This is a genomic window from Corynebacterium sp. LaCa117, assembly GCF_046717765.1.
GTDB lineage: Bacteria > Actinomycetota > Actinomycetes > Mycobacteriales > Mycobacteriaceae > Corynebacterium > Corynebacterium kefirresidentii.
The window spans coordinates 681,123-696,328 of the sequence record NZ_CP177102.1 but is presented as its reverse complement, the minus strand read 5'-3'; the positions used below and the strand labels follow the sequence as shown (position 1 = coordinate 696,328).

Below are 15,206 nucleotides of genomic sequence, written 5' to 3'. Positions count from 1 at the left end.
CCGCACTGCATCGCAGCGCCGAGGCGGAGGGGAGTTTTCTGTGTGCCTACCGTTCTCCACTCCACACTGCCGTATCGCCCCCGACCGGAATAGTCGAGCGGCGCGTACCGTTGGAAGGAGAGAACTTATAGAGCACCTACCGAAGCAAAGGAAGGCCCTCCACCGTGACCGAACGCGCGCATCTTTCCGTCTTGGACTTCTGCACCATCTATGAGGGCGAAACTCCAGCACAGTCCATCGCCCGCTCCGTGCAATTGGCACAGGAAGCAGAGAAACTGGGCTACTCCCGCATGTGGTACACCGAGCACCACAATATGAAGTCCATCATGTCCTCTTCCCCGGCCGTGCTCATCGCCCACATCGGTGCGAAGACCGAGCGCATCCGCTTGGGCTCCGGCGGCGTGATGCTGCCCAACCACTCCCCTTATGTCATCGCCGAGCAATTCGGCACCTTGGAGGAAATGTACCCCGAGCGCATTGACTTGGGCGTGGGCCGCGCCCCCGGCACGGACATGAATACCCTGGGCCGCGCGCTGCGCCGCGACGCCCACTCTGCCGAGCGCTTCCCCGAGGACGTCAAGGAGCTCAACTCCTACCTCGAGGGCAAGTCCTATATCCCTGGAGTCAGCGCCATTCCAGGCGCGAATACCAACGTGCCTATCTATATTTTGGGCTCGTCCATGTTCGGCGCCTCGCTGGCCGCCAAGCTCGGTCTGCCTTATGCCTTTGCCTCCCACTTCGCCCCGCAGCACCTCGAGCAGGCCACCACCTACTACCGCGAGCACTTCCAGCCTTCCGAGCGCTTTAGCAAGCCCTATGTCATTGCCGGCGTCAACGTCACTGCCGCCGATACCACCCAAGAGGCACAGGAAGAATACGAGCGCGTGTGCTTCAATCGCGTCAAGGCCTTCGCCGGCCGCGGCAAGCACCTCACCGACGAGCAGGTAGAGCAGATCATCAGCTCGTACCAGGGCCAGCAGATCCTCGACATGTTGAAGTACTCCGCCGTCGGCACCGCCGATGAGGTGGCCGCCTACCTCGATACCTTCCAAGAGCACGCCAAGGCCGATGAGCTCATGGTCTCTCTGCAGTCCAGCTCGCACGAAGAAGTAATCAAGAATATGCAGCTGCTCGCGCAGGGCTGGCAGCTCGATCCGGCACGCGTAGCCGGCACCCCGAGCTAGTCTTCGGCCCGCACCTGGCCCAAGTGGTCAATGGGAACGCCGGGGAACCGCTCCCGGAGCTTTCCCTCGAGTTCCCGCGGGCCCAGGTTCGCCTGCTCCGGCAGGCGGGCCGAATACCGTTGGGCCTCGTCCAAGGTAGAAACGCGCACCCCGCCTGGAATCAGGGCAAGGAAATTCTGATCCGGCCCGAGCGAATAGAACTGCACGCGCTCTAGCTCAGAGGCGGCGAAACTGGTCCGCTGGTGGGGCAAGGAAATCTCCTCGCCGATCCGCAGCACCGGACGTGCCCGGCGCCGCCCGGAGGCCACCACCGCCAGCATGGCGCACAGCGCCCCGCCTAGGGGCATGAGCGCGGCAATGAGATAAACGGAATGCAGGCGCGAATCGGCCGGTTCCTGCAACGCCGAGTAAATAAGCACCCCACCGATAACCAGCAGCGCGACGGCGATGATGACCGCCACCGCTATCGCCTTGCCCAGGCGCGCGCTGCCGCTAGCCGCGCGTACTTCAATCGTTTCGGTGCTCTCGTCCACGGTCACATAGCCTAGCGTGCTCGCCTAGCATCTCGGTGCTGGTCGGACGGCGCGTGACTTATTATTTGAACGCCTTTACCCGGGCAACGCGTTGTTTCTCCGTGACGCTGTTGCATTAGCGCGCCTTTGCAAAATGGAATAGCATTACTGTGTTTCGCTCCGCTGGGAAAGGCCCCGGAGAAACTAAGGACAAAGGTTGAATGAGCCCACGCGATAAACAGCAGCATCAGAAGATCGCTTATTACCTGCGAGAACAGATCAGCTCCGGCGTGCTGCAACCAGGCGATTTCCTGCCTAGTGAAGCAGATTTGTGCGAGAAGTTTTCTTCCTCCCGCGGACCCGTGCGCCAAGCCGTTGCGGCTTTGCGGGCCGAAGGGCTAGTGTCCTCAGGCCGCGGGCGCCGCTCCACCGTTTTGGCCTCGACCCAGGCAGAGCTTTTTGAATCGATTTACTCCATTTCCAGCTGGCTGAGCGAATATGACGTGGATCCGCAGCAGCACACCCTGTGGCTGGCTCGCCGCCGCGCGCCGCGAGACATCACCCGCTTTCTGCGCGTAGACCCAGAACAAAATGTCGTCTTTGTCCACCGCGTACGCTATACCGAAGACCACCCCATTGCCATCGAGCGCATGTATTTCCCCATGGTGGTGGGAAAGCACATCCTGGACTTCGATGCAGATGCCGGATCCATTCATGCGCACCTGCGCGATTGCGGCGTGGACTTTGATAATGTGCGCCGCGAACTCACGTTGGAAGAAGCCAATGCGGAGGACGCTGAAGCGCTTGGCGTGGCTACGGGTACCCCGCTGTGGCGGCTGCAGATGGAGATTTCCAACCACTCCGGCGAGCCGGTGGAATTGGCGGTCTATCTCTACCGAGCGGACCGCATGAAGCTGGCGATGAATAGCGTGCGCGGGGGCGTTTCACCCCTAGAAGTTATCCCCACACCTGGAAATTTTGCATAAGTTTCACGGCAGCTATACCCACCGGCTACCCTACTTTCTATGAGAAGATTTTGCGCCAGTAGGGCGCTGGGCAGTCTCGCCATGGCGGCCGCTGTAGGAACACTATCGGCATGTTCCGCGGGCCATACCGCGGTGGTTGATACCACCCAGGCAGGCAGCGACACCGCACCTTCTGCCCTCACCGTGGCCTCTACATCGGCCGCCACCTCGCTGGATTTCACCACCACCGGTGGCGCCGCCATTCCCGCAGTGCTTATGGATAACGTCTACGAGACCCTCGTGCGCATCGATGAAGACGGCTCCATTACCCCAGGACTTGCCACTTCGTGGGATATTAGTGACGATGCCCGTACCTATACTTTCCACCTGCGCGAGGGCGTCACCTTTTCCAACGGCGATGCCTTTAACGCTGAGACCGCCGCCTTTTCCATTAACTACGTGCGCGAGAAATGGACCAACGGAATCGCCGCCGCCATGGATCCGGTAGACAAGGTCACCGCAACCGAGGATCACACGCTAAAAGTACACCTCAAGCAGCCCTCCAATGGCTGGCTGTGGTCCATGGGAACGGCCACCGGCGCGATGATGACGCCACACGGCATGGATAACCTCGCTGCCCAACCGGTGGGTACTGGCCCCTATGAGGTGTCCCGCTTTGCCCCCTCGGAATTCGTAGAGCTGCACGTTCGCGACGGTTATTGGGGAAAGCCCGCCGCACAGGATGTCACGGTGCGCTATTTCCCGGATACCATCTCCTCGGTCAATGCGCTGCAGGCCGGCGGCGTGGACGTGGTCTGGGGCGTGCAGAACCCGGAGCTTCTTGATGACGTCAAAGAGGGCATCGCTACCGAGGTCGGCACCACCAATGGTGAGGTGCTGTTGTCCATGAATAATGCCCGCGCGCCTTTCGACGATCCACGGGTGCGCCAGGCCGTGGCCTATGCCGTGGACCGCTCGGCGGCCAATGACATTTTGTGGAATGGGATGGCTAAAGACACCGGCGGCGCGCCGATCCCGCCTACGGATCCGTGGTTCGAGGACAAGCACTACTACGACTACGACCCAGACAAGGCCCGCCAGCTGCTCACGGAGGCCGGCGCGGAAGGCGCCGAAATTACGCTAACTACGCCGACGCTGCCCTACGCCCAGACCGTCGCCGAGCTGTTGTACTCGCAACTTACCGAAGTTGGTTTTAAGGTGACACTGGACTCCGCCGAGTTCCCGGCCGTGTGGTTGGGCCAGGTCATGGGCGCCAAGGACTATCAGATGTCGCTCATCTCCCACGTGGAGCCGCGCGATGTGCCCACCTTGTTCGGCGATCCGGATTATTACCTCAATTACGATTCCCCACGCACCCGCGAGCTTTTGGCCCAAGCCGATTCCGCCCCCGAGAAGGACTACCCCAAGCTCATGGCGCAGGCCGTGGACCAAATCATGGCGGATGCGGGCGCGCTGACGCTCATGAATATGCCCAATATCGTGCTCACCCGCGCCGGCGTGAGCGGACTGCATCCGGATCAGGTCACTGACGCGCTCATCCTGCGCGACCTGACCTCTGCCGACGCGGACGCGGGCGCCAAAACCACCGCCGCAGAAAACACCGAAAAGGAGGCCCGATGAGTTCCCTTCGCACCACGGGGCGCGCCATCGTGCGCCCGCTGCTGCGCTTCGCGTTGACGCTCTTTGTAGCTTCTCTCATCATCTTCGCGCTCATGCGCGCGGTACCGGGCAACCCGGCGCGGGTGGCGCTGGGGGTGAATGCGACCGAAGAGGCCGTCGGCAAGCTGAGCTCCGAGCTGGGGCTGGACCGCCCGCTGCTTACGCAGTATTGGGAGTGGGTAAAAGGCCTATTTACCGGCAATTTTGGGCAGTCTTTGTCCTCGCAGCAGGATATTACGCCGCTGGTATTGGACCGCGCCCAGGTCACGCTCATCCTCATTGGCCTGGCGATGCTGCTGGCGCTGGCCGGGGCTATCCCGGTGGGCATGTGGCTGGCGCTGCGCAACCGTAGCCGCGGCGCGGATGTGGTGTCGGCCGGCACGCAGCTGGGCATTGCGGTGCCAAGCTTCCTCCTCGGCATCATTCTGGTGGCCATCTTTGCCGTCCATCTGGGCTGGCTGCCGGCCAATGGGTGGGTGCCGCCGAACCAAGGCGCGGGCGAGTTTATCCGCCACCTTATTTTGCCGGTCATTGCGCTGGCCGTAGTGCAAGGTGCGATGCTGACGCGCTATGTGCGCTCGGCGGTGCTTGATGTGCTGCATCAAGACTATATCCGCACCGCCCGTGCGCTCGGCCAGTCCCCGTGGGAGGCGCTCAAGCGCCATGGCCTGCGCAATGCGGCGCTGCCGGTGCTTACCGTGGCCGGTGTGCAGCTGACCACGATGGTCGTGGGTGCGGTGGTGATCGAATCCGTCTTTGTCATCCCCGGTATTGGTTCCATGCTGTTGGATGCGGTATCGGTGCGCGATCTGACTACGGTGCAAACCCTGGTCATGCTGCTCGTCGCCTTCGCCTTGGTGGTTAATGCCTTAACGGATGTGGCCTACCGATTCATCGATCCGCGCATCACGGCAGGTGAGAAATAATGGAGCTGCGTTTTTCTGGCTGGCTGGGCGCCTTCCTCGTTGCCGCCACGGTGCTGGTGGCGCTACTTTCGCTGGTGTGGACCCCCTATGACCCGACGCTGGCGCACCCGGATGTGCGCCTTGCCGGTCCCAGCGCCGAGCACCTCCTGGGTACGGACCGCTTTGGGCGCGATACCGCCTCCCGCATCATGGCGGGCGCCCAGATTACGGTCTTTGTCGGTCTGGTGGCGGTGGGCATCGCCGCCCTCGTGGGCGTGCCCTTGGGCATCCTGGCCGGCATGCGCCGCGGCACATGGGTAGATGCCCTGGTGATGCGCGGCGCGGATCTGTTGCTTGCCTTCCCCGCGCTGTTGTTGGCGATTATTGCCGGCGCGGTGTGGGGCCCTTCGACGCTGACTGCCATGGTTGCCATCGGCATCGCCGGCATTCCCTCCTTCGCCCGCGTGGCGCGTTCAGGCACGCTGCAGGTTATCACGCAGGACTTTATTTCCTCCGCGCGCATTTCCGCGGTGCCGGGTTGGAAGGTGGCGCTGCGCCATATCCTTCCCAACCTCACCGGGCTGCTCATCGTGCAGGCCTCCGTCTATTTCGCCCTTGCCATCCTGGCCGAAGCCGGCCTGTCCTACCTCGGCCTGGGCACTGCCCCGCCGGCAGCCTCTTGGGGCCGGATGCTGCAAGATTCCCAGTCGCTTCTGGGCACCGCTCCCCTGCAGGCCTTCTGGCCCGGCCTGGCCATTGCAGCAACGGTGCTGGGCTTTAACCTGCTTGGCGACGCCCTCCGTGACCTCCTCGATCCCCGCCTGAAAGGATCCGCGCGATGAGCCTGCTCCACGTAGATGACCTGACGGTTACCGCCACCGGGTCCACCACTGCCCTGCTAGGCCCCATTAACGTCGAGCTCGCGGCCGGCGAAAGGCTCGGCATTATTGGTGAATCCGGCTCCGGCAAATCGCTCACTGCGCTGTCCATCATGGGGCTTTTGCCCGATGGGGTACGCGCGAGCGGCTCCGTCACAGTAGATGGCCACGAGGTGATAGGCGCACGCGATGCCCGTATCCGCCCGTTGCGCGGGAAGACCATGGCCATGGTCTTCCAAGAACCGATGAGCGCGCTGGATCCGCTTATGCGCGTGGGCAAGCAGCTGGCCCACGCCGGGGTGCGCGATGCCGCAACCGCTCTCGAAGAGGTGGACCTGGCCGCCGACATTGCCTCCCGCTTCCCACACCAGCTCTCCGGCGGCCAGCGCCAGCGCGTGCTCATTGCCATGGCCATGGCCGGCCACCCCGATCTGCTCATCTGCGATGAGCCAACCACCGCGCTGGATGCCACCACGCAAGATGGCGTATTGCGCGTCATCGAGCGCGTGACCAAGGCTCGCGGCATCGCGCTGATCTTCATCACCCATGACTTGGGAGTCATCCGCCGCATGTGTCCCCGCGTTGTGGTAATGCACCACGGCGCAGTGGTGGAGTCTGGCCCTACCGAGCGGATTCTTGCCCAGCCCGAGCATCCCTATACCCGCGAGCTCATCGCCTCCTCACAGCCACCGGAGATGAGCCTTGCGCCGGCCGCAGCGGAAGATTCCCTCGTCACGCTCGAAGGGGTTAGCAAGGTGCACGGCACCCACGCCGCACTCGACTGCATCGACTTGCGCGTGCACCACGGCGAGCGCCTCGGCATTGTGGGTGGCTCCGGATCGGGAAAGACCAGCCTGCTCAAGCTCATTGCCGGACTCGACCAGCCGACAAGCGGCGAGGTCACCGTCAGCGGCCAGGTGCAGATGGTCTTCCAAGACCCGCAGGGCTCGCTTAACCCACGGCTAAAGATCTGGAAATCCATCGCAGAGGCCATGCCGGGCAACCCGAACAAAGCCGAAAAGCGCTCCCGCGCCGCGGCCGTGCTTGCAGAGGTCGGGCTTCCGGCCGATAGCCTCGACCGCTTCCCGCACGAGTTTTCTGGTGGCCAGCGCCAGCGCATTTCCATTGCCCGCGCGCTGTGCGGCGAGCCAGATATCCTGCTGGCCGATGAAGCAGTCTCGGCCCTCGATATGTCCGTGCGCGCGCAGGTTTTGGAGCTACTGGCAGAGATCATCGACAAGCGAGGGCTTACCTTGCTCTTTGTCACCCACGACCTTGCGGTGGTACGCCACCTCTGCGATAGCGTCGCCGTCCTCGACCGCGGCCGGCTCATCGAGCACGGCCCTACCGAGGCCATATGGTCCTCTCCCAGCACGGACTACACGCGCCGGCTTATCGCGGCCGCCGAGATGTAAAGCGGGTATTGGTGGGCGTAAGGTAGTCGGGTCAGATAACTCCACTTAGAAAGGATCCTGCTGCTCCGTGGCCGCCCAGCTTGACTATCCCCTCCCGCAGCGTCCCAGCACCACCCAGCTACTCACCGCGTTTAATAGCGCCTCGGTGCGCTGGCCTGGTGCACTGCGCGCGGGATTGGCGATTCTCCTGCCCGGCGCCATTGCGCTGCTTACCGGCCACGACTACGCTATCCTGCTCATTTCCACCGGCGCGTTTACCGTCATCTTTGGCGAGGGACACCCCTATCGCACCCGCCCGCGCGTCATGCTCACCGCCGGCACCGCGCTCATTACCGTCGCCGCCGTCGGCGTGTTGGTAGGCCATGTTATCTTTGCGCCCGGCCACGGCCATTGGTGGCTCCTACTCGCAGGCCTCTACTCCACGGCATTGGCCGCCGGTTGTGGCTTTGCCCAAAATGCGCTGCGCCTGCCGCCACCGGGCACCTTCTTCCTCGTCATGGTCGGCGGCGGCTCGGTCATGCTCGCCCGCACCGATGTCACCGTGGGCCAGCTGCTCTTTTGGGCGCTGACGGGCATGGTGGCCAGCGTGGTCCTCGGCATGGCCCCGGCCCTTTTTGACCCGCACGGCCCTGAGCGCCGCGCCGTATCCAGCCTGGAAAAGGCCGCGTCTGCCTTCCAGGCCGGACAGGATGATTCACTCGCCCGCCACCACCAAGCACAAACCGCACTTTTTGCTGCATGGCAGGCGCTTTCCGACGCCCACATTATCCGCGGTGGCCGCATCATCGACTCCCAAGGAGCCCACCTAGTAGAGCGCACCCTTGCAGCCCAGCACACCATCGTGGCACATAACCGCGCCCTTGACCTCGGCGCCGATTCGGATCAGCTTACCGATCATGTCACCGACGTCGACCCGAATCGCACCGCTATCCCCCACACCCGGCCCACAGGCAGGTACCGGCTTTACCGCGCCGCGGTGCGGGATTCGCATGCCATGGTCACTACCCAAAAGGTGGTTCTTTCGGCGATCATTACCGTGCTCGTGGGCCTTAGCCTCGGCTTCGACCGGCCGGACTGGGGCGTGGTCTCAGCCTTCCTCATGCTGCAATGGGGACCCGACCATGTGCCGGGCACCGTCCGCGGCATCCACCGCATGCTCGGCTCTGTAGTGGGCGTGCTGCTATTTTCCATCCTTCACTACTTCGGTATTAATGGCTGGACGTTGCTGCTGGCGTTGGCTGCCTGCCAATTCTGTGCCGAAATCTTCGTGGCGAAGAACTACGCCATCTGCGTTATCTTCTCCACCCCGCTCGCTCTTCTCATGGGCAACTCAGCTACCCGCCCCCTGTTGCCCACCATTCAAGCTCGCTGCGGCGAGATCCTCTTGTCCATCCTCATCGCCACCGCGGTGCTATGGCTATGGCAGCGCAGTGCCCCGGTACGCAATCAGGCTCGCCTGCAGGTCCGCGCGATGGAATCCATGGCTACCCTGCTCGGACTGCTCTTTGTCAATACCCCGGATTCCGTGTTGTCCGCACGCCGTGACCTACAGTACGAGCTGCTTTCCGAGCGCCGCGCCATCCAATCGCTCGCCGCCGATAACCCAGAAGCCGTGCGCCAATTCTGGGCCCGCCACATCGCGCTGCAGCACGCCGGCTACTTCCTTTTAGACTTTTGCACCACTCACCCAGACCGCACCGCCACCCGCGAGGAGCTCGACGCCCTCGTGCGGGAAATCCGTGCCGCCCGCGCCGCCTAGAACAAGGGATATTCCTCTAATACCTCGTAGCGCGGCCCGCCGCCGCGGCCCTCGCCCAGGTGCGATTGCAAAAGGCATACCCGGTCCGCGCAAAAGTCCGGTCCTCGGTACACCGATAACGCACGCACGACATCGCCCAGTACCCACGGATCACGGATACGCCGGCCGGCACGCGCGACGGTGAGGTGGGGGCGGTGGTGATTAAAGGGGACATCGCCAAGCTGGCAATCCGCCATCAACTCCCGCACACCCCGCGCCTGGCCACCGACGCCCAACCACAGGGTGCGCTGCTCAAAACTTCCCGCTCCGCTCACATGCACATCCAACGCCGAGCGCCCAGCCACCGCGTGGGCGAGGTGCTCGCGCACAGCCGCGGCATCATTGGGCTGGTCGCCATAAAAGGCCATGGTCACATGCCAATTATCCGGATCCGTCCAGCGCAACTCGTTGGTGGTTGCCGCATGGATGGGCCTAAGCGTATGTACCATATGCTCGCGCGCGGCGGCTGAGGGCAGCAGCGCGGAAAAGACGCGAATCATGGTCTAGCTGGCATACACGTTAAGGCGCATTTCCGCGTCCACCAGGTGTTCTTCCTCGCGTTCAAAGACGGCGAAGGCATGCAAAATATCCGCAACGGCGGTGGAATTATCATCAAACTCGGGCATGAGATAACTTCTTTCAAACCACAAAGGAGGCAGAAGAATCACGCGCGATTCTTCTGCCTTCACATAGTAGCTGACAATGATGTAATTAGCCGCCCTTGACTACCGTGACCTGCCAGCCCGCATCGCCCGAGCGATGGAAATCACGAATCTCGTGGCCCTCATCGGCCGCCCACTGCGGAATGGATTCGGTGGCCTGGGTGCAATCAAAGTCAATGACTAGATATTTCTCCTTGTTTCGAGTTAAGGACTTCAGCCTACGACACCTAAGACAGAATTGTCTATAATTGACGTACAACCCGGTTCTAGGGTGGCAGATTTCCGCGTTTCCGTCGGCCTTCCCCTATGCCACCTCAGGCGCCCCAGCCGCTCCGGGCACAACTAAGGAGAATTAACCTATGGGAATCCCAGACGACGTAGTACTCGATGGATATACCCTCATCGAGCAACACGCAATCGACCACGAGTTCCTGCTGCGCGGCTCTCCGCTGGGCACCGAAACTCCCCTCCTATTCGCCCTGACCATTGCGGGCGTACTGCTGGTTGCGGCGAGCTTCTTCCTGCGCGGTGGCGCGCGGGTTGCCACCGGCCTGGTGGGCGCGATCCTCACGCTAACCAAGCTGTGGTGGATGCCCTTCGCGCTATGGCAGCAGTTCGATGACGGCCAAGTATTCGGCTACACGCTCAAGTACTTCCCGCAGTACTGGCCGGTGGCCTCCCTTATCGTCGGCGTCATCGCGCTGGTGGGCCTAGCCTCCGCCATTTTCCGCCGGCCCTAGCGGCCCAGCCCAGCCACGCCTAACCGCCGAGCACCGCAATCGCGATGTGGACCCGGTTGGTGCCATCGATCTTGGCCAGGATGTGCTTCATGTGCGTCTTGACCGTGGTCAGCGAGATAAAAAGCTGCTCGGCAATCTCGGCGTTGCTTAGGCCTTGGGCCACCAGCTGGGCGATTTCATTTTCGCGCTCGCTCAGCTCGGCCAGCCCGCTGGGTTGAATCATCTCTTGTTCCGGCTGCGGCGGCGTGGCCGCCAGCCCCACCAGGTTTTCTAGCACCTTCGGGCTGAGCTGTTGCTGGCCTTGGGCCGCCGCTCTTACCGACGCCACCAGCGCCTCCGGCGCCGTCGTCTTCAACAAAAAGCCCACCGCCCCAGCGCGCAGGGCGTGCAGGATGAACTCGTCGGTATCAAAGGCGGTGAGCATCACCACCGGGATATCGCGCGCGCCGGCGAGCGAGTGCAGCTGCGCCGTCGCCTCGATGCCGTCCATAACCGGCATGCGGATATCCATCAGCACCACGTCCGGCTCCTCGGCCAGGATGAGCTCCACTCCTTCCTTGCCGTTGCCGGCCTCGCCAATGACGCTAATGCCCGGCGCGCCTTCCAAGATCACGCGCAGCCCGTGGCGCAGCAGCGGCTCATCGTCGACGAGCACCACCCGAATTTCACTCACTTTTCTTCCTTCCTCGGCAGGCGCAGAGTCCACGAGAACCTATCTTCCTCATCGTTTACCTGTAGCGATCCGCCCACCACACTAGCGCGCTCGCGCATGCCGACGATCCCGTACCCACCACTGTGCACGCCTGCCTTTTCCCCAGTCTGGGCGGTGGGGTTAGACATGGTGATAGACAGGGCGTCGGCAAGCGTGGCGATGGTGATGGTAACCGGCTGGCCCGGCGCGTGCTTGCGGGCGTTGGTTAGGCCCTCCTGGACTGCGCGGTTGAGTGCGTGGCCGGCCATGGTGCTCAGCTCCTCCAGCGATTGCGGCCCTGCGCCCGCCTGGTAGCACACTTCCACGTCCATGCCCGCCTGGCGGGAACGCTCCACCAGCGATTCCACGCCCTCGCGCGGATCGATGCGCCCCTCGCTGCGCAGCGAGTGCAACGCCTCACGCAGATCCCCCACGGCGGCCTCGGCTTCATCGCGAATCGTACGCGCGGATTTCCGCGTCTCTTCCGGATCTAGGTCCTTGCGGTAGGCCAACCCGCCGGCGTAGACCGCAATCATGCTCAGCCGATGCGAGAGCGTATCGTGCATATCCCGCGCAATCCGGTCGCGTTCTTCCTGCCGCGCAAAATTCTCCCGCGTGGCCATTTCCTCGTGCGTGAGCTCCGCCTGCGCCTGCAGCGCAATCGTGCGCTCTTTTTGGTTCGAGCGAACCAACCCGACCACTAAAACCACTACTGCTGGGAGGATGTGGGCAAGTAAAAATCCCAGCTTCCCGGGCGCACTATGATCTTCGCTTCGAGATAGATCCATAGTAACCAACTCCGAGACCAACATGGCCGCACATACCGTCGCCATCCACCACCGGCTGCGGCGCGAGGCCGCCGAAAACGCCGCCATCATTACCGAAGGCCGGAACCGAGCAATCGACACCGTCGCCGAAATAATGGTTGCGGCTACCAACGCGCTGCGCGGGCCAGGCTGGGTGCTACGCGGGTCCCGCTCCGCTGCGGCGTGGCGCAGGGCAAAGGGCAATAGGATCCAGGTGCCTATCGTCGCCACGAAAAAGAACACTATCCGATCTTCCGGTGCTTCGGAAGAACTTAGGCGGACGGCGACGACCATAAAATCGCCGATCAATGCCACCGCAGCGATGAGTAGCTTTTGCCAAAGCGGGCGCTGGAGCATCTCGTCGGATTTTCGGAATAACTTCATAACGCGCACCAGTCTAAGTCGACCCGCCGGCGGCGCGGTATCCCCCGCAGGGAGGATTCTCCGGCGTTAGCCGCGCGCCTCTAAGACCATAATGGCGATGTGCACGCGGCTGGTACCGCCGATCTTTTTCAAAATATGCTGCATATGCGATTTCACCGTCGCCATGGACACCACCAGTTGGTCGGCGATGTCTTGATTATTCAAGCCTTGGGCTACCAGCCCGGCGATTTCCCGCTCGCGCGAGCTCAAAGTGGAAAGCCGGGTTCGAGCGGTGCGGGTGTGGTGTGAATGGGCGTCGGAAAGCGCGCGGCTTTGCATGCCTACCAGCTTGTCGACGACCTGCGGGCTCAACAGCGGTTGCCCCGCTGCGGCCGCACGCACGGCCGCCATGAGCGATTCCGGCGGCGTTGACTTGAGCAAGAACCCGGCCGCCCCGGCGCGCAGGGCTCGCAGGATAAAGGAATCGGTATCAAAGGCCGTAAGCATGATTATCGGCACGGCGTGGACCGACAGAATCTTCTCCACGGCCGCGATGCCATCCATAACCGGCATGCGGATATCCATTAACACCACATCGGGCTGCGAATCGAGGACGGTAGCCACCGCGTCCCGGCCATTGCTCGCCTCGGCCACGACCTCGATATCGGGCGCATGAGACAGCAACAGGCGCAGCCCGCTGCGGACTAGATCCTCGTCGTCAACGAGCACTACACGCAGGGCATCGGCCATCATGCTTCCTTTCCCACTGGTTGATTCCATCGCGCGCGCCAGAGCTGCGACGCGACGGGCGTATACGCCACTGTAAGCGCCACAAGAATCGCCAGCGCTACCGGCACTATAGTGGCATGGCCTGCCACTACGCCGTTGAGGAACGAGGGCACGAGAATCTCGTTTATCTTTTCGAAGAATTTGGGGAAAAAGTCGATAACTAGTGTGGCCGCTATGAATGTCAGCGCAGTCTGCAAAAGCAACGTCCATAAGTTCACCTGATGCAGGCGCTTATCGACGTCCACCTTCCCCACCGCCGCAAACATCACCCTCGCTCCCTGCCCGCGAAACTGTGGCACGATATAGCCACGGCGCTCCACCAGCTCGATGCGATCTGCGTCTTCGGGCGCATTATCATCGCTATTTCCGCGCAGGAATTCCACGCTAAAGGCCGAGTCATCGGTATCGGTGTAGCTGAGCTTGCGCGTAGTGCCGTTGACCGTGGAGGTAAAAAGGCTGCGCTTAGAATCTAAGTATTTTCCTGTCCAGCCCTCGCGGGTCTTGGTTTCTTCTAGGTCAATGCGCATAAGCCCGTAGTCGGGATGGCGCAGTTGCCAACTCATCTCGCTCATTGCGCGGCCTCCTTATGCGCCAGTGGTAGCAGGATGCTCCAGCGAAATTCCTCGCCTTCTTCGCCGACGTGGATATTCATGCGCCCGCCGGATAGCTCCACGCGCTCGCGCAGGCCCACCAGCCCGTAGCCTCTGACGCCGCTACCTGCGCGCTCCTCGGTCTTAGCCACTGGGAGCGGGTTGCGCATCTCGACGCCCACCTCACCGGCCACCTCGCGCACCGTGATGCTCACCGGCTGGCCAGCGGCGTGCTTGCGCGCATTGGTCAGGCCTTCCTGTACTGCGCGGTGCACGGCGTGCTGCGCCATCGTGGACAACCCAGTAAAAACATCCGGGCTGGCACCGTCCGCGTAGGTCACGGTCACCTGCGTGCCGGCCTCCTGCACGCTCGCGACTAGCTCTTCTAAGGTGGTGCGCGGATCCTGGGAAAGATCTTCACGCAAGGCGCTTAGGACGGTGCGCAAATCTTCTACCGCGTTCTGGGCCTCCGCGCGGATGGTGCGCGCTGCGTCTGTGAACTCGGCCGGCACGCCTTCACGCGGATAGCTCAGCGCACCCGCATGAATGGCCACGAGGCTTAGCCGATGCGAGAGCGTATCGTGCATGTCCCGCGCGATATTCTCGCGCTCCTCTTGCCGCGCGCGTTCTACCTTGGCACGCATCTCTTCGCGATTCATCCGGGCTTGTTGTTCCACCCGCCACCGCTTTTCGCGCAGATTGCCACGCTTTTGGCCTACCAATAACCCCGCGACCATCACGACCACAACGAAGATGGCACCAACCCATCCGATATCGTCCCAGGCCATATAGGGGTTGAAGAACGCATCAATCGCAAACGCCGCCACGAAGCACGCCACTGCGGCCACCGAGCGCGAGGTCGAACGGCGCGAGACCATGGAAATGAAAGCCACGACTCCACTAGCCGCACCAAAATAGGAGCTCGACCCCAGCAGCACGATACAGCCAGCGATGAAGCTACGGGTGGAGCCGGCATAGTCGACGTCGGAAAGCTCGCGCGGCTGGTGCTCTAACGCAAAGGGCAGGGCGATAATCGTCACCACGCCCACCGCAAAACCGGTACAGATATAGGGCCCGTACTCCTCAAACGGCGGCGAATACTCCTCGATATCCATGCTCATCAGCACTACGCCGATGAGCCAATTCGCCACCGCACAAGCGGCAACAATTCCCGCCGTGCTCCACTTCGTTCTGATCATGGCCTAAAGCTTAAACCGGCGGCCATAAT

At 62.4% G+C, this 15,206-nt stretch carries 16 protein-coding genes; 8 read left to right on the top strand and 8 right to left on the bottom strand.

All coding sequences use genetic code 11. From position 1 onward, the window contains the following. Positions 1 to 164 precede the first annotated feature (164 nt). Positions 165 to 1,184, top strand: coding sequence for an LLM class flavin-dependent oxidoreductase (locus ACLI1L_RS03525; RefSeq protein ID WP_411708055.1), 1,020 nt, complete (start codon positions 165 to 167; stop codon positions 1,182 to 1,184). Here ACLI1L_RS03525 and ACLI1L_RS03520 read toward each other — a convergent pair. After that, positions 1,181 to 1,717: a hypothetical protein gene (locus ACLI1L_RS03520; protein ID WP_179386845.1), complete on the bottom strand. Its 537-nt coding sequence runs from the start codon at positions 1,715 to 1,717 to the stop codon at positions 1,181 to 1,183. The two genes, ACLI1L_RS03525 and ACLI1L_RS03520, sit on opposite strands and share 4 nt — an antisense overlap. Positions 1,718 to 1,917: 200 nt before the next feature. Between ACLI1L_RS03520 and ACLI1L_RS03515 the strand changes: the two genes are divergently transcribed. The 6 genes from ACLI1L_RS03515 to ACLI1L_RS03490 all read left to right on the top strand — a co-directional run bounded on the left by ACLI1L_RS03515 (position 1,918) and on the right by ACLI1L_RS03490 (position 9,298). Next, entirely contained in the window at positions 1,918 to 2,682 is a 765-nt protein-coding gene (locus tag ACLI1L_RS03515; RefSeq protein ID WP_179386846.1) for a GntR family transcriptional regulator, read from the top strand. Between the two features lie 39 nt (positions 2,683 to 2,721). Next, the gene (locus ACLI1L_RS03510; protein ID WP_411708054.1) at positions 2,722 to 4,302 is read left to right on the top strand and encodes an ABC transporter substrate-binding protein; all 1,581 of its coding nucleotides are present in this window, start codon (positions 2,722 to 2,724) and stop codon (positions 4,300 to 4,302) included. Continuing rightward, positions 4,299 to 5,267 carry an ABC transporter permease gene (locus ACLI1L_RS03505; protein WP_005324155.1) on the top strand — a complete coding sequence of 323 codons (969 nt, stop codon included), beginning with the start codon at positions 4,299 to 4,301 and terminating at the stop codon, positions 5,265 to 5,267. The genes ACLI1L_RS03510 and ACLI1L_RS03505 overlap by 4 nt, the downstream gene beginning before the upstream one ends. Continuing rightward, positions 5,267 to 6,088, top strand: coding sequence for an ABC transporter permease (locus tag ACLI1L_RS03500; RefSeq protein ID WP_411708053.1), 822 nt, complete (start codon positions 5,267 to 5,269; stop codon positions 6,086 to 6,088). The genes ACLI1L_RS03505 and ACLI1L_RS03500 overlap by 1 nt, the downstream gene beginning before the upstream one ends. Continuing rightward, a complete protein-coding gene (locus ACLI1L_RS03495; protein ID WP_411708052.1) occupies positions 6,085 to 7,539 on the top strand; it encodes an ATP-binding cassette domain-containing protein in 1,455 nt (484 codons plus the stop codon). The genes ACLI1L_RS03500 and ACLI1L_RS03495 overlap by 4 nt, the downstream gene beginning before the upstream one ends. 67 nt (positions 7,540 to 7,606) lie before the next feature. Then, positions 7,607 to 9,298: an FUSC family protein gene (locus ACLI1L_RS03490; protein ID WP_086588308.1), complete on the top strand. Its 1,692-nt coding sequence runs from the start codon at positions 7,607 to 7,609 to the stop codon at positions 9,296 to 9,298. Here ACLI1L_RS03490 and thpR read toward each other — a convergent pair. Together thpR and ACLI1L_RS03480 are read right to left on the bottom strand one after the other, a co-directional pair. Then, positions 9,295 to 9,837, bottom strand: coding sequence for an RNA 2',3'-cyclic phosphodiesterase (thpR, locus tag ACLI1L_RS03485; protein ID WP_411708049.1), 543 nt, complete (start codon positions 9,835 to 9,837; stop codon positions 9,295 to 9,297). The two genes, ACLI1L_RS03490 and thpR, sit on opposite strands and share 4 nt — an antisense overlap. A gap of 3 nt (positions 9,838 to 9,840) precedes the next feature. Continuing rightward, entirely contained in the window at positions 9,841 to 9,963 is a 123-nt protein-coding gene (locus tag ACLI1L_RS03480; protein WP_306726794.1) for a hypothetical protein, read from the bottom strand. 395 nt (positions 9,964 to 10,358) lie between these two features. On the opposite strand from ACLI1L_RS03480, the gene ACLI1L_RS03475 reads away from it, so the two are divergent. Further along, on the top strand, positions 10,359 to 10,739 hold the full coding sequence (locus tag ACLI1L_RS03475) for a hypothetical protein (RefSeq protein ID WP_086588306.1): 381 nt from the start codon (positions 10,359 to 10,361) through the stop codon (positions 10,737 to 10,739). 19 nt (positions 10,740 to 10,758) lie between these two features. Here ACLI1L_RS03475 and ACLI1L_RS03470 read toward each other — a convergent pair whose 3' ends face one another. From ACLI1L_RS03470 to ACLI1L_RS03450, 5 genes are all read right to left on the bottom strand, one after another. Beyond that, the gene (locus ACLI1L_RS03470) at positions 10,759 to 11,412 is read right to left on the bottom strand and encodes a response regulator transcription factor (RefSeq protein ID WP_340439725.1); all 654 of its coding nucleotides are present in this window, start codon (positions 11,410 to 11,412) and stop codon (positions 10,759 to 10,761) included. Then, on the bottom strand, positions 11,409 to 12,620 hold the full coding sequence (locus ACLI1L_RS03465; protein ID WP_411708048.1) for a sensor histidine kinase: 1,212 nt from the start codon (positions 12,618 to 12,620) through the stop codon (positions 11,409 to 11,411). The genes ACLI1L_RS03470 and ACLI1L_RS03465 overlap by 4 nt, the downstream gene beginning before the upstream one ends. A 66-nt stretch (positions 12,621 to 12,686) precedes the next feature. After that, complete coding sequence (locus ACLI1L_RS03460; protein WP_340439723.1) at positions 12,687 to 13,352, bottom strand: response regulator transcription factor; 666 nt, start codon at positions 13,350 to 13,352, stop codon at positions 12,687 to 12,689. Next, a complete protein-coding gene (locus ACLI1L_RS03455; RefSeq protein ID WP_411708047.1) occupies positions 13,349 to 13,960 on the bottom strand; it encodes a hypothetical protein in 612 nt (203 codons plus the stop codon). Before ACLI1L_RS03455 ends, ACLI1L_RS03460 begins: the two co-directional genes overlap by 4 nt. Then, positions 13,957 to 15,177, bottom strand: coding sequence for a sensor histidine kinase (locus ACLI1L_RS03450; protein ID WP_086588302.1), 1,221 nt, complete (start codon positions 15,175 to 15,177; stop codon positions 13,957 to 13,959). The genes ACLI1L_RS03455 and ACLI1L_RS03450 overlap by 4 nt, the downstream gene beginning before the upstream one ends. Between the last annotated feature and the right edge of the window lie 29 nt (positions 15,178 to 15,206).

What these genes read in the sequence shown, in the direction of transcription:
- ACLI1L_RS03495 (WP_411708052.1), top strand. Translation starts at nt 6,085, where the DNA reads ATGAGCCTGCTCCACGTAGATGACCTGACGGTTACCGCCACCGGGTCC.
- ACLI1L_RS03510 (WP_411708054.1), top strand. Translation starts at nt 2,722, where the DNA reads ATGAGAAGATTTTGCGCCAGTAGGGCGCTGGGCAGTCTCGCCATGGCG.
- ACLI1L_RS03460 (WP_340439723.1), bottom strand. Translation starts at nt 13,352, where the DNA reads ATGATGGCCGATGCCCTGCGTGTAGTGCTCGTTGACGACGAGGATCTA.
- ACLI1L_RS03505 (WP_005324155.1), top strand. Translation starts at nt 4,299, where the DNA reads ATGAGTTCCCTTCGCACCACGGGGCGCGCCATCGTGCGCCCGCTGCTG.
- thpR (WP_411708049.1), bottom strand. Translation starts at nt 9,837, where the DNA reads ATGATTCGCGTCTTTTCCGCGCTGCTGCCCTCAGCCGCCGCGCGCGAG.
- ACLI1L_RS03475 (WP_086588306.1), top strand. Translation starts at nt 10,359, where the DNA reads ATGGGAATCCCAGACGACGTAGTACTCGATGGATATACCCTCATCGAG.
- ACLI1L_RS03455 (WP_411708047.1), bottom strand. Translation starts at nt 13,960, where the DNA reads ATGAGCGAGATGAGTTGGCAACTGCGCCATCCCGACTACGGGCTTATG.
- ACLI1L_RS03480 (WP_306726794.1), bottom strand. Translation starts at nt 9,963, where the DNA reads ATGCCCGAGTTTGATGATAATTCCACCGCCGTTGCGGATATTTTGCAT.
- ACLI1L_RS03450 (WP_086588302.1), bottom strand. Translation starts at nt 15,177, where the DNA reads ATGATCAGAACGAAGTGGAGCACGGCGGGAATTGTTGCCGCTTGTGCG.
- ACLI1L_RS03515 (WP_179386846.1), top strand. Translation starts at nt 1,918, where the DNA reads ATGAGCCCACGCGATAAACAGCAGCATCAGAAGATCGCTTATTACCTG.
- ACLI1L_RS03465 (WP_411708048.1), bottom strand. Translation starts at nt 12,620, where the DNA reads ATGAAGTTATTCCGAAAATCCGACGAGATGCTCCAGCGCCCGCTTTGG.
- ACLI1L_RS03500 (WP_411708053.1), top strand. Translation starts at nt 5,267, where the DNA reads ATGGAGCTGCGTTTTTCTGGCTGGCTGGGCGCCTTCCTCGTTGCCGCC.